Annotated in this window: 13 protein-coding genes; 9 read left to right on the forward strand and 4 right to left on the reverse strand. The window is 51.6% G+C overall.

Going from position 1 to position 12788, the window contains the following annotated elements:
• Positions 1–2 precede the first annotated feature (2 nt).
• Together FHS30_RS06545 and FHS30_RS06550 are read left to right on the forward strand one after the other, a co-directional pair.
• A complete protein-coding gene (locus FHS30_RS06545; protein WP_183909622.1) occupies positions 3–287 on the forward strand; it encodes a hypothetical protein in 285 nt (94 codons plus the stop codon).
• A gap of 3 nt (positions 288–290) precedes the next feature.
• Positions 291–1259: an LpxL/LpxP family acyltransferase gene (locus FHS30_RS06550; protein ID WP_183909624.1), complete on the forward strand. Its 969-nt coding sequence runs from the start codon at positions 291–293 to the stop codon at positions 1257–1259.
• A gap of 104 nt (positions 1260–1363) precedes the next feature.
• Here the strand turns inward: FHS30_RS06550 and FHS30_RS06555 are convergent, their stop codons facing one another.
• The gene (locus tag FHS30_RS06555) at positions 1364–3157 is read right to left on the reverse strand and encodes a DEAD/DEAH box helicase (RefSeq protein ID WP_183909626.1); all 1794 of its coding nucleotides are present in this window, start codon (positions 3155–3157) and stop codon (positions 1364–1366) included.
• Positions 3158–3314: 157 nt separating this feature from the next.
• Between FHS30_RS06555 and FHS30_RS06560 the strand changes: the two genes are divergently transcribed.
• Both FHS30_RS06560 and FHS30_RS06565 read left to right on the forward strand, forming a co-directional pair.
• Positions 3315–4127, forward strand: a complete 813-nt coding sequence (locus tag FHS30_RS06560; protein ID WP_183909628.1) for a 4-alpha-glucanotransferase — start codon at positions 3315–3317, stop codon at positions 4125–4127.
• A 233-nt stretch (positions 4128–4360) separates the two neighbouring features.
• Positions 4361–4966, forward strand: a complete 606-nt coding sequence (locus FHS30_RS06565) for a hypothetical protein (protein ID WP_183909630.1) — start codon at positions 4361–4363, stop codon at positions 4964–4966.
• On the opposite strand, the gene FHS30_RS06570 is transcribed toward FHS30_RS06565, so the two are convergent.
• Positions 4963–5481: a DUF3806 domain-containing protein gene (locus FHS30_RS06570; RefSeq protein ID WP_183909632.1), complete on the reverse strand. Its 519-nt coding sequence runs from the start codon at positions 5479–5481 to the stop codon at positions 4963–4965. The genes FHS30_RS06565 and FHS30_RS06570 overlap by 4 nt on opposite strands.
• A gap of 86 nt (positions 5482–5567) precedes the next feature.
• On the opposite strand from FHS30_RS06570, the gene FHS30_RS06575 reads away from it, so the two are divergent.
• Together FHS30_RS06575 and FHS30_RS06580 are read left to right on the forward strand one after the other, a co-directional pair.
• Positions 5568–6578: a nucleoid-associated protein gene (locus FHS30_RS06575; protein ID WP_183909634.1), complete on the forward strand. Its 1011-nt coding sequence runs from the start codon at positions 5568–5570 to the stop codon at positions 6576–6578.
• A gap of 5 nt (positions 6579–6583) precedes the next feature.
• Entirely contained in the window at positions 6584–6940 is a 357-nt protein-coding gene (locus tag FHS30_RS06580; protein ID WP_183909636.1) for a hypothetical protein, read from the forward strand.
• Between the two features lie 32 nt (positions 6941–6972).
• On the opposite strand, the gene FHS30_RS17290 is transcribed toward FHS30_RS06580, so the two are convergent.
• On the reverse strand, positions 6973–7602 hold the full coding sequence (locus FHS30_RS17290; RefSeq protein WP_183909638.1) for an acyltransferase: 630 nt from the start codon (positions 7600–7602) through the stop codon (positions 6973–6975).
• Between the two features lie 62 nt (positions 7603–7664).
• Positions 7665–9164 carry a sodium/proton antiporter NhaB gene (gene nhaB / locus FHS30_RS06590; RefSeq protein ID WP_183909640.1) on the reverse strand — a complete coding sequence of 500 codons (1500 nt, stop codon included), beginning with the start codon at positions 9162–9164 and terminating at the stop codon, positions 7665–7667.
• A 348-nt stretch (positions 9165–9512) separates the two neighbouring features.
• On the opposite strand from nhaB, the gene FHS30_RS06595 reads away from it, so the two are divergent.
• The 3 genes from FHS30_RS06595 (at position 9513) to FHS30_RS06605 (ending at position 12788) form a co-directional block, all read left to right on the forward strand.
• Positions 9513–11219: a FimL-related protein gene (locus tag FHS30_RS06595; RefSeq protein WP_183909642.1), complete on the forward strand. Its 1707-nt coding sequence runs from the start codon at positions 9513–9515 to the stop codon at positions 11217–11219.
• Complete coding sequence (gene nudC, locus FHS30_RS06600) at positions 11216–12049, forward strand: NAD(+) diphosphatase (protein ID WP_183909644.1); 834 nt, start codon at positions 11216–11218, stop codon at positions 12047–12049. The genes FHS30_RS06595 and nudC overlap by 4 nt, the downstream gene beginning before the upstream one ends.
• An 88-nt stretch (positions 12050–12137) precedes the next feature.
• On the forward strand, positions 12138–12788 hold the full coding sequence (locus FHS30_RS06605) for a hypothetical protein (protein WP_183909646.1): 651 nt from the start codon (positions 12138–12140) through the stop codon (positions 12786–12788).

Genomic DNA, 12788 nt, shown 5'->3' on the forward strand with positions numbered 1-12788 from the left:
TTATGTACGTATTTTCAGTTTCGGCGAGCGCCGTAAAAGCGCGGCCAGGGATCTCTGTTGGGCAGCAGGTTCCGTTTATCGTTTATATCAATTTTAAAGATCTATTTGGCGCGGAAAATCTTTGTAAAATTTATTTAATGCGTGCCGGTTTTAACGAGGCGGTTATTGAAAATCGCAAACGATTGCCGGAGTCAACAATGACGGACAATCGGATATTGTTAGCAGATAAGGCATTAAAGGATGCGGTGGAGGCGGGCTACCATATCCAAATGTTTGATGAGGCCTAGTGATTGAAAACAACGAGTATTCAGGCGCGCTCAAGTGCAGCTCATCGTGAGGCGCAAGTATTTCAATGGTCATTCTTGTTGCCAAAGTACTGGCTGTTGTGGCTGTGGTTCGCCTTTTTGTGGTTGGTTACGCGCTTGCCCTATGGTGTAGTGAAACGCGTTGGAGGCGGCCTAGGTTGTTGCCTTTTTTATCTTTTGCCAAAGCGGCGATCAATTGCATTGCAGAATTTATCGCTCTGTTTTCCAGATTGGTCAGATGCGCGACGCTGGCAAGTTGCGCGTGCGCATTTTGCTGGAGCAGGTTTAACCCTGTTCGAAAGTGGCTTGGTATGGTGGAGCAGGCGTTCGCGGTTCGAAGGTTTTTTTACCCTTGAGGGCGGTGAGGTTCTCCAGCAGTTAGCTGGTCGACCTGTGCTGTTTTTTGGCTTGCACAATACTTGTGTTGAAATGGTGTATGCCTATTTGAGTCTGCAGCGGCCGGTGAATGTATTGTTTCGTGTCAACAACAATGCGTTGTGGGAATACATGGCCACTCGATCGCGTGAGCGTTACCAGGCACGATTAATACCGCGCAAACAAGTCCCGGAATTTATCGAGCGATTGTCTCGTGGAGAAGCTGGGCTGTTAGCGGCAGATCAGGACCTCGGTCGAAAGCGAAGTTTGTTTGTGCCATTTTTTGGTGTGCCAACCGCTACGGTGCCAAGCGTACATCAGTTTGCGCGCCAAACCGGTGCGGCGGTGGTGTTTGCAGAGGCGTACAGAGGGGGTGCTAATGGCTATGTTTTGCGCCTGCACCATCTTAAGGGGTTTCCGACTGAAGATGCTGAAGCAGATACTGGCAGAATGAATGCGGAAATCGAGCGCTCAGTTCAGCAGCATCCAGAGCAATACCTATGGGTGCATAAGCGTTTCAAAACCCGGCCTGAGGGCGCCGCGCCCATATACCCGCCGAAGAGGCAGCGCCAACGCTAGTTGAGTTTGGCGGTATGTTTTAGAAGTCCTAACGTCATTGTATTAAGCGCACATAAAATAATCCCCGCTTTATGCGGGGATTATTTTTTCACGCTGCGAGGCGCTTAGTCGCGCGCTTTTGACTTGCGTGGCTTGCGAGCGGGTTTATCGCCCAAACGTGCTGGGCGATCCCCTTTGTGTGGGCGCCGCTTTGGTTTTTCGTAATTGCCACTGGCTCCGGTGGCGTCAAGGCTGATGTTTATCGGCTGGCTACGAATAAACACTTTGCGCAAATGCGTCAGGGTTTCCTTGGGCATGCCGCTCGGCAGTTCAACCGTACTATGGCCATCTTGAAGGCGAATATTACCAATGTTGCGGCTGTCAATTCCCGCTTCGTTTGCAATGGCACCCACAATATCACCCGGCTTTACACCATGATCGCGACCGACTTCTAATCGATAGGTATCCATGGGGATGTCGTCACGCTTCGGGCCGCGCTCGCGTTTGTCTTTGCGATCGCCACGTTCGCCGCGCTCACCACGTTCACCCCGATCGTTGCGTCGGCCTCGGTCATTGTCCGAACCGGCGACTATATCCGCGAGTTTGACTTGAAGTGGACGCTCCTTCTGGCACAGGTAGGCCAACGCGGAGGCGATTTCCTCAGCAGATACGTCATGGGTCTGACTGAAATCAGCGAGCAGCTCGTAGAAAAAATCTAATTTGTTGCGCTGCTCGGTCAGGGTAGTGGTTAATAGCAAATTAAATTGATCAATGCGCTGCTTTGTGACGGCATCGCCCGTCGGCAGATCCATACGTTCAATGCGCTGATTGGTGGCTTTTTCAATTGCGTAGAGCAATCGCTTTTCCCGAGGCGCCACAAACAAAATGGCCTTGCCGCTTCGACCTGCACGGCCAGTTCGGCCGATCCGGTGTACATAGGCTTCGCTGTCGTATGGGATGTCGTAGTTCATGACATGGCTTACGCGCTCAACATCGATACCGCGGGCAGCAACATCGGTGGCGACGAGGATGTCGAGTTTGTTTTGTTTCAGACGTTCGATGGTTCGCTCACGCAGCGCCTGATTCATATCGCCATTGATAGCGGAGGCTGAGAAACCGCGCGCCTCTAACTTTTCAGCTAATTCAACCGTTGCGGTTTTGGTGCGCACAAAAATAATCATCGCATCAAAATCTTCAACTTCGAGAATACGGGTGAGGGCATCCATCTTGTTGGTGCCGCTTACCATCCAGTAGCGTTGCTCAATGTTTGAGCCGGTGCTGCTCTCGGGCGAAATTTTTACTTCTGCGGGAGATTTCAGATAGCGATCTGCCACTTTCTTAATGGGCGGCGGCATAGTTGCGGAAAACAGGGCGGTTTGACGCTCGGCCGGTGTGTGCTCAAGAATCCATTCAACGTCGTCAATGAACCCCATGCGCAACATTTCGTCGGCTTCATCCAGCACGATGGCATTCAGTTTGTTTAATTGAAGGCTGCCACGACGTAAGTGGTCCATGACGCGGCCCGGTGTGCCAACAACAACTTGGGCGCCACGTTGGAGTTGTCGCAATTGGGAGCGCATCTCCTGACCGCCATATATAGGCAGCACGTGAAAGCCACGCATGTGGGTAGCGTAGCGTTGAAAGGCTTCGGCAACCTGAATCGCAAGTTCACGTGTGGGCGTCAATACAAGTACTTGCGTACTGCTGTCATTGACGTCAATCTTGGTCAGGAGGGGCAATGCAAACGCGGCCGTTTTACCGGTACCGGTTTGTGCCACACCTAATATGTCCCGTCCATCAATGAGATGGGGTATGGCTTGGGCTTGAATGGGAGAGGGTTGTTCGTAACCTAGTTCGGCAACTGCTTTCAAAACGGCAGGAGCCAGTGCCAGGTCGGCAAAGCTGGAAGGCAAAGACATGAATTATCTCGGTAGAGTATGGCCTACCGCTATATCCCGCGCGGTCGCCAAATTTAAAGGGCGCGTATTGTACAAAAAACGGCCGCTCATAGCGAGTTATTCTTTACCCTCCATGCAGACTGTTTTAATGTGAAGGTTTTTTAGGCAAAGCAGTTATATGGCTGATATCAAATATCTATCGACGACCGCACTGGCTAAGCAGCTCGCAAAAGAGCCTAAAGAGGTATTTGTACTCTTGGCTCGCGCCCATTGGATGGTCAAGGTCGACGACCGTTGGCAGCTCACCGAGAAGGGCAAGTTTGAGGGCGGCATTTACCTAAGTCACCCTAAATACGGTGAATATGTGGGGTGGCCAGAAGCGATTGTGGGGCATGGAATTTGGCAGGATCTGCCAGAGGCGCCCTTAACCGCAAGTCAGATTGGGCAGAAGCTAAAGCTACCAGCACGGTTACTCAATTTGGTTTTGGCGGAATTGGGTTGGCAGACCCCAGGGCCTAAAGGTTGGGTGTTGTCAGACTCTGGCCGCTTAATGGGTGGGCAACAACAGCGCGCCGAAGATTCGTCTATCCCTTTTGTCACCTGGCCTGAATCGTTGCTTGCGCGAGCAGAGTTAGTCGATAGGGCACATAAGCTGAGCTGTGGCGAGTCACTCGATGGCCGCGCTTTCCCTTCCCCTCAGTTTGCCCGCTTGGGTAGCTGGTTGTACCTGCAGGGCTTAGCATTTGGCATTAATCAATCCGTGCCAGACGCGCCACTCCCCCTGAGTTTTTACCTGCCCACAAGCCAAATTTCAATTCAGGTATGGCCTGCTTCCAATAGCGCTGCAGATATAAAGGCTAAACTCGAACAGCAGCAATGGCTAAAAGGCCGGCGTGCGATTGAGCTGGATATTGCCGATTTAGACGATGTGGCTAAATTGGATAACCAGATGCCGCCGGCGTTACTCAACGTTGGGCTCGCGGTCTATTGATTGAGGCGGCCTGATGGGCGGGTGCAGTACTGGACCTGGCGCGCCAGAGCAGCAGTTGCGAGTGTTTGAGGGGGTTTTTCTTTCTTGTACTATAGTCTATATTAGGGGCTGTTCAGAGAGGCGGTAGCTGGTAAAGGCGCGTTAAAAGTGTATTTACCCTGCAAGCAGGTAAACTAGACATATTGTCCGCGCTACTAAATTTGCGTGCTATATAGGTATTAAGGCATAAGGAAATGACTCTCTTGATTCCCCATAACAAGCACGTTGGGCTGTTATCTGAAGCCGAGTCTGCCTGCTTCGATATCGCTCGCCGTTATCATAGGCGTCGACTTGTGGCGGATGTAGTCGACGTTAAAGCGCTTTTTTGGCCTCGCAATCTTAAGCGGCTGTCTTGGTCTAACGATGGCTCGCGTTTTATCGTGCAGTGTTTAGTTTTGACAGTTTATTTGCCGTTGAATTTTATCTTCCAACTGTTGAAGTCTGCCCAAAATATCTTGTTGTTCCCATTCCGTTTTGCCGCCAGCTGGTTGACGCCAGGTTCATTGCACGCGCCAGGCGAGAAGAATTTGGTGGGTTTATACAACGCGTTTTTCCCTTTCTTGCGGCTCTCTCCTGAAGACGCCGTCGCCTGTATCGACGAGTGGGTGCCGGTTTTGTATGGGCCCGCCAAGGCCAAGGTGCACCGCTTAGCCCGCTATGTGGATGACGAGCGGATCAAACAAATGAAGATTGCTCAGCAAAGTGGCGTCATGGCCGCATCATTTCGCTCGTATCGTGCAATTGCCCGCGAGCGCCTGTCAAAAGATCTAGGGCACTACACGGGTAGTCGACAAGATTAGCCCTCTGTCGCGACGTCGTAAGGGCTCTTGTTTATGACTGGAGCCACCATTTCTAGGGCCTCCGCATAAATTTTCTTGACCTCTGGATAAAGGCCTACAGCCATGCGACGCGAGAGCATCGTCATTGGAAATAGGCAGTGGGTTGTGTCTTTTACGCACAGCGCTCGGCTCCTGCCCGCATCGTCAACATAGGTTACCCATTGCATACCCGTCTTATTGGCAATGACGTTGCCCAGTGCTAGCCCGAGCGCTTGTTGTGTCTGGGTATCAGTGCGCTCAACCAAATTGCGACTAACAACGCGTTGTAAGACGTCTAAATCCCGCTCTTGGCCATGAATCTGCGCACCCAGCTCAGTCCTGACTAAGTCATCAACCCGGGCAATTTGGGCCTCCATAAACTGTTTGTCGGCCCAACTCAACTCTGTAATGACGACGTTTGTCGGTTCCGCGGTTGTGTGTGGCACGGCAATTACTGCCCAAAATAACAGGGCGCCTAGTGATCGCAATTGCGGCATAATACCTCCCGATTTCCTTTGGTTGGGTGCTAGCTTAACGCGTGTGCGTGCACCTGTGAATGTACAAATTGGTCTGTTAGTTTGCTATGCCCATAAATGCTCTGTCGATCCATAGATTTCACGTCAACGATGATGTCACCCAGCTCACCAAGTCTGCCGCTGCCCACAGCTTAAACGGTCTCGCTCAGGATATAAGCCAAGATTTGAAGTTGGCGTTTATTGGCAAGGCCGGCAAGCAATTTGGACAGTTTGATAGAGATGCCGGCGCCTGCCCGCTGCCTGCTTGGCTGGCAGAGTACTTGGAGAAAAAACAAAGTTTCCATGCTTTCTCTGAGCGATTTGCTGACCATTTACAACTCCAAATGGCCCAGTCAGTTGCTCACTTTGATGGTTTTCTTTTATTGTTGCACGAAACCTTAGCCGACGAAGATTGCATCTATTTATATCTGCTGCAGCACGAAGGTGGAATCTATATTGATCCTGCCATGCAGTTGGCGGACGCAAAAAATATTGATGTGCGGGGTTTGCGCGCCGGTGTAAAGATTTCCATCACCGAGTGGCAAGCGACAGAACCTGAGCCGTATTTAACGATGTTGCGCGCGCGTGGGGAAAAACCGCTGTCAGAGGCATTTGAAGCTGCTGTGGGATTCGCTGACCCGGTAGATCACGCGGCACAAACATCCGCTTTTTTGCAGTTGGTTGAGCGCTATTCAGCGAATCTGCACGAAGAGCAAGCCGTTGCCTGCAAGAAAAAGGTGGCGGATTTTTGTATAGAGCAAGATAAAAGCGGTAAAGCCATCGAAATTGCCACTCTGTCTCAGCAAATAAGTGATGAAGAACCCGCCGCGTTTGAGCGCTTTGTCATCGAGGCGGCACCAGAGGCGCCCGCCCAGTTTTATGCCGATCGCAAACAAATGCGCCAGTTTGTGAGGATCAGTGGTCGGACAGATCAGTTGAGCTTGAGTTTTTCTTCAGAATGTTTAGGGCAAACGGTGGTTTATGATCCCGGTTCCGATACGTTGGTGCTGAAAGAAATTCCACCTGCGCTTAAGGCCAGGCTGATTAAATTTGTTCAGCAAATCAACCAGGGAGACTAGCGTTCATGATGCGCTCTGCAGGTGCCTTATTTGTTTTTTTATTTGTGCTGCTGGTTTGGCAGTATTTACAGAGTATCGAACGCGAAAAAAATCTGGCGATCACTATTGCAGAACTCAAAGTCCAGGTATTTGATTTAGAGCAAAAGCTTGCGGCATTGGAAGCGCACGTGGCTGACTTGGAGTCGCAAACTCTTGAAACACAGGTGCGGCGAGCGAACTCGGAGTTGTTAGAGGGTTGGCAGCGATTGTTGCGCCATTTTCAAGAGGGGGTGGATTCATCTAAAAAGGCTTTGGAAGAAAAAGGGCTGTTGCCCAGCGCACCTCAAAAACAGCAAGAGCAAGTTGAATTGGAGCGCACTTAGCGATTCGCACACGGCGGGGCTGGGGCAATGCGTCAGCGGTCCCGGCGATCACCCACAATTCTCGCAGGTGATCCTGCAACAATTGCATAGGGTGGCACATCACGCGTTACGGTGGAGTTTATGCCGACCACAGCGTGATCACCTATGGTGACGCCATCGGTGACTGCACAGGCCGCGCCAATCCATACATCACACCCTATTACAATGCCTCTCGACGTTGTCGGCTGGTCCATCAATGGACGATCAAGCGATATGCCGTGGTTAAACGCATAGAAATGGCAGCCGGCGGCAATGCGGGTATGGTCGCCAATTTGGATGCCGGCTCTACCGCCTTCAAGTCGGCAGCCTTGGTTTAAAGAAACCTTTTTTCCCAAAACAATTGGACCGTGCAGATAGCAATCTGCCGCGATATAAGTGCCTTGGTGAATGTCGATGTCTCGACCGGGTTCGGCGAACAAAGTTGCTGATGATGCGAGGAAGCAATCGCCTTCAAAGTGAACGGTTTCCATGGCGCTGAGCGTTGATTGTAGCGACTCCTGCCAGACTTTGGCCCACGCCAGGTGTTTTGGCTTTAGCGAAAAGTACAACCAAGGCATGTATTCAAGGCGGCGTTTATGCTGCGCACGAAAAGGGTCATCTGGCGATGTGGGGTGTTCAGTCATGTGGCTAGCAGGGGGGTTACAGCCCGCCAGACCCAATGTCTGGCGGGCAGTGTCAAAGAGGATTAGATATTGTAGGTAACTGCGTAAAGCCCGATACCACCGAGAACGAACGTATAGGGCAGCGCCATAATCACCATTCGACCATAGGACAATCGAATGAGGGGAGCCAGAGCAGACGTCAACAGAAAGAGAAATGCCGCTTGGCCATTGGGTGTCGCTACACTCGGAAGGTTTGTACCGGTATTAATTGCAATGGCTAGCTTCTCAAAATGGGGGCGGTCAATAGTGCCTGCCACTAGGGCGGCTTTGACTTCATTGATATAGACAGTAGCAACGAACACATTGTCGCTGATCATCGACAGCACGCCATTGGCAATAAACAGCATGGGCGGTTGTTGCGCCGGATCCAGTGCCAGTACCCAATTGGTAATTGGCGAAAAGAGGTGTTGCTCATGAATCACCGCCACAATCGCAAAAAACACCACGAGTAGTGAGGTGAACGGCAGGGCCTCTTCAAACGCGTGGCCAATCTGATGCTCTTCGATAATGCCGTTAAATGCCGTTAGGAGCACGATAATCATCAATCCAACCAAGCCAACCTCTGCCACGTGGAAGGCGAGCGCGAAGACTAAAATGACTGCGCCCACCGCTTGAATAATCAGCGCCGCCTTTTCAGTGGGCGTGCGATTTTCATCCATTTCTGTGGCGTATTGCTTTAATACAATGCGAACGTTGTCTGGTATTTCAGCGCCGTAGCCAAACCAGCGCAATTTTTCGAGTGCGACACAGCACAGTAATCCACCTACAAGAGTAGGCATGGTCACCGGTGCCATTTCTAGGAAGAATCTAATAAAGTCCCAGCCGGCTTTTTCGGCGATCAAGAGGTTTTGGGGCTCGCCGACCAGCGTGCATACGCCGCCCAGTGCGGTGCCGACAGCGCCATGCATGATGAGGCTGCGCAAAAAAGAGCGGAATTGATCGAGGTCTTCGCGGTGGTATTCCACCACCCCGCTATCATCGCCGTGGTCGTGTTTGCCCGTGTTGTGGTTTGAGGCCACCTTGTGGTACACCGAATAGAAGCCCACTGCCACGCTGATGAGTACCGCGGTTACCGTTAACGCGTCTAGGAAGGCCGACAAAACAGCGGCAACAAAGGAGAACAAAAGAGATAGCAATACTTTTGATCGAACGGTTACCAAAATCTTGGTGAACACAAATAGCAACAAATTTTGCATGAAATAGATGCCGGCCACCATGAACATCAGCAGCAAGATCACCTGGAAGTTGGCGAGCACCTCTTGATAGATGGCGTCCGGCCCAGCCATACCGAGAATGGCGGCTTCGAGCGCTAAAAGGCCTCCTGGTTGAAGGGGGTAGCACTTAAGCGCCATGGCCAAGGTGAAGATGAATTCACCAATGAGCAGCCAGCCTGCGACGAAAGGGTCAATCAGGAACATTACGAAGGGGTTAATGATCAAAAAGCAGATGATCGTCGTTTTGTACCACTGCGGTGCCTGCCCGAGAAAGTTCTTGAGCAAGGCATGTGAAATGGTTTTAGGCATATGTGGTCCCAATCAAGCGAAAGCTTGAATTCTCCTGATGTTGTTTGTTATTACGAGAGTAGCACCGAAAATACTATTAGCATTACAGCGTGCATAATCCCACGTTAAGCCGGCCCTCAAGAGACTACTGAAATTGTTAAAAATATCAATATTTTCAACAAGATCGCTGGCGAAATAGAAGCAATTGCTTGATTATAGTCACCAATTGAATCGGCATACTATAGTTAGTGATATTTCTTGGCCCTTGGGTATTATCGCTCCGTTTTGGGCGGCCAACGCCCGTGTGCAGTGGTTCTCAACGATTTGGCATCCGTTTTAGCAGATGCCCTAGGTTATGGAAGGTAATGCGTGACTACTCAATCGATCAATCTATCCTCACTAAAGCTGGTGCGCGAAGAGCTGCTGTCGACGATCGAGGCCAGCGCCTCCAAACTTGAGCAGTTTGTTGCCGATCGCGAAAATGGCGATCTGCTGCAAGGCTGTATAGACGGTATTAAGCAAATCAGCGGTACCTTAAGCGTCGTGCAGCTCAAGGGTGCAGATCTGCTGGCGCAGGAAATTCTGGCGTTGGCGCAGGAAATCACAACCGGTCAAAACGATGAGGCAGATCAGTTCATCTCCACGCTTACCTCTAGCTTTTTTATCCTGCCTCGCTATCTAGAGTATGTGCTGCAAACTAAGCGCAATATGCCCGTCCTATTGATACCTGCCATCAACGAAATGCGGCAGGTGCGCCGAGCGCCGCTGTTGAAGGACAGCCATTTCTTTGAAGCCCAAGTCAAGATTGACCGGGGCAGTGCAGGGCAGGCAACTGCTGTTATGGCTGAAGACTTAGCCGCATTGACCCGTCGCCTGCGCCATATGTATCAGGTTGGGCTGCTCTCTGTGTTGCAAGGTAAGCAGGTCAAACCTTCTTTGAGCATGATGCAGCGCGCGCTAGAGCGGCTCGAAATCATCAGCCGCGGCAGACCACTAGGGAAATTGTGGTGGATAGGCTCGATCGCCCTTGGCGCCATGGCGCAAAAGGCCATGGAGTTGACCAAGGGCCGCAAATTGCTTTTGAGCACGATCGATCGCGAGCTGAAACAGCTGCAAAAGCAGGGGCCGGCGCACCTCGATAAGGAGCCCACCGCTGATCTGTTAAAAGATTTTCTCTATGTGGTAGCACTGTCAGATTCCGATGACGAGCGAATTAAGGCGCTACTCGCAGGTAGCCGCGTCACCCCTTTGGGTTACACCGATGCGGAATTAAGGCGGGAGCGGGATGCATTAAGAGGGCCCAGTGCCAATACCATTAGTTCAATGGTGACCGTGCTTAAAGACGAGCTTAGCGCCGTAAAAGACATGCTCGAACGGGCGTCACAGGCGGGGTCCTGGGCGCCTGAAGAAAACGACGAGTTAGTGGGCAACCTCAGTAAAATCTCTGAAATTCTCTCCGTGGTGGGCTTGGTGTCAGCCAGCAATACCCTGCGTACCGAAATCGCAAAAATTGCCGCGTGGAAGCAGTCCGGCGAGGCCCCGGCCAACAAAGAGCTGCTGGAGGTGGCCGATTCACTGCTTTATGTTGAGAGCACGGTCTCTGGGCTGGGTACGCTGAATTTGTCCGACGACCAGCTGGCCCGAATTAACAGCGGTTCGCGCACCGATATCATCGCAGGCAACCAAATTGTGGAGGCTGAGGCATTGGTCTTCCAAGAGGCCGAGGCGGGCTTGTCTATGATCAAGCGCGCACTCAGCTCCTACTCCGAATCGGGCTTTGATCGCGGCCATATCAAGAATGTGTCCACAACGCTGGCGACAATTCGCGGCGGCATGGGGGTAATTGGCTTGACGCGTGCAGCCAAGGTCACCGCCGCTTGTCAGGATTTTGTCACTGAAGCATTGTTAAACAATGACCACCCTGAAATGTTGCCGCAAATGTTAGAGACCTTTGCCGACGCGGTGATAGGACTGGAGTACTACATGGACTCTGCGAAAGCCGACAAAGATGCCGATGACAATGTGCTTAAAATCGCAGAAGAAAGCCTCGAGGCCTTGGGCCACCCTATACAATGATGCAATTTATACCAGGCCTGAGTCACCCTAAGCTGGCTCATGCTCGTCGCTGGGTGACGGTAAATGCCGAGGGGCAAATTCTACAAAATCAGCTTGGTCAGTTTTTATTCGATCACCCTCTAGAAGCCCCCCCTGAGTCCGACTTCCTGGTGGGGCAGCTATCGGACGGAGGGCGCCTAATAGATTGTTACTGTCGAGTCATATCGAACAGCAACGCCGGCGTTGATGGTTACGAATGGGTGGGCTTGCGTAAACTCCTGATGACTGAAGATGAGGCGCTGTTTCTCTTGACTGGCGCGGCAGTGCAATTGGCCAGTTGGGTGCGGGATCACAAATTTTGTGGGCGATGTGGCGGTTTGAATGAGGCGCTGGGTCATGAGCGTGCGATGCATTGCCATCGCTGTGACCTTCACCATTACCCACGCTTATCACCCTGTATTATTGCCCTTATTACACGCGGGAATGAATGCCTGTTGGCCGTTCATAAGCGATCCAAGGTGCCCATGCACACCGCGTTGGCTGGTTTTGTAGAACCAGGCGAATCCTTAGAGATGGCGGTGCAACGAGAAGCTTTTGAAGAGGTTGGTTTGCACGTGGTTGAGCCGCGCTATGTAGGAAGCCAGCCCTGGCCGTTCCCTGGGCAGATGATGATGGGCTTCCACACTCAGGTCGCGCCCGATGCCGGCCCAATACGTTTGCAGGACGATGAAATAGACTCGGCGGGGTGGTATCGCTTTGATCAGCTACCTGAATTGATTCCCCCAATCCAGTCACTTTCAGGCCAACTCATCGCGAAATTTGTGGCGAATTGCCAACAGCGCTACCAGTGACTCAAAAAACCAGTTCGGGTATTGTGCGACTAACGCGTTGGCGTAGAAAAGAATTGAACGATGTTCGAGAATAAGCAAAGGAAACGCTATGTTCTACTACCTCATTGCAGGTTTAATTATTATCGGGGGCTCGTGCTTACTCTTTTTTGCCGCACGACTTTTGGGTGAGAAATCCTGGTTGCTTGGGTTTTTTAAAGGGTTGTCAGGCCTTGCGGTTGCAGGCTTCGGCGCACTGTTGATTTTGCTGGCCCTCGATCTTTTGGGGTACAAGCAGGTGTTGTCCGAAAAGCCGATCGCAACAATCAGTTTTGAGCAATTAGGTGAGCAATCTTTTCGTGCTGTGTTGCTTGAGACCGATGGTCGGGAGCGACGTTTCAACATTGCGGGCGATCAATGGCAATTAGATGCTCGTATTATACGTTGGCCACTAATGCTTGCCGGCGTGGGTGCCAAGCCCGCCTATCGTTTGGATCGTTTAGGGGGGCGCTATTACTCGTTAGAGAAGGAGAGGCAAAGTAATCGTACCGTGTACGATCTTGCCGAAGAAGGGCACTGGTTAGACCTTTGGCCGCTGATGATGTCAATGAGTGATTGGTTGCCCATGCACGCGCAATACGGCAGCGCCACCTATTTACCAATGGCAGACGGCGCGCTGTATACCATTTCACTTTCCAGTAGCGGTTTGACAGGAAAGCCGTTAAACGATCCCGCCCAGCAGGCGGTCAAACGTTGGCAGTAA

Source organism: Simiduia aestuariiviva, assembly GCF_014192475.1.
Lineage (GTDB): Bacteria > Pseudomonadota > Gammaproteobacteria > Pseudomonadales > Cellvibrionaceae > Simiduia > Simiduia aestuariiviva.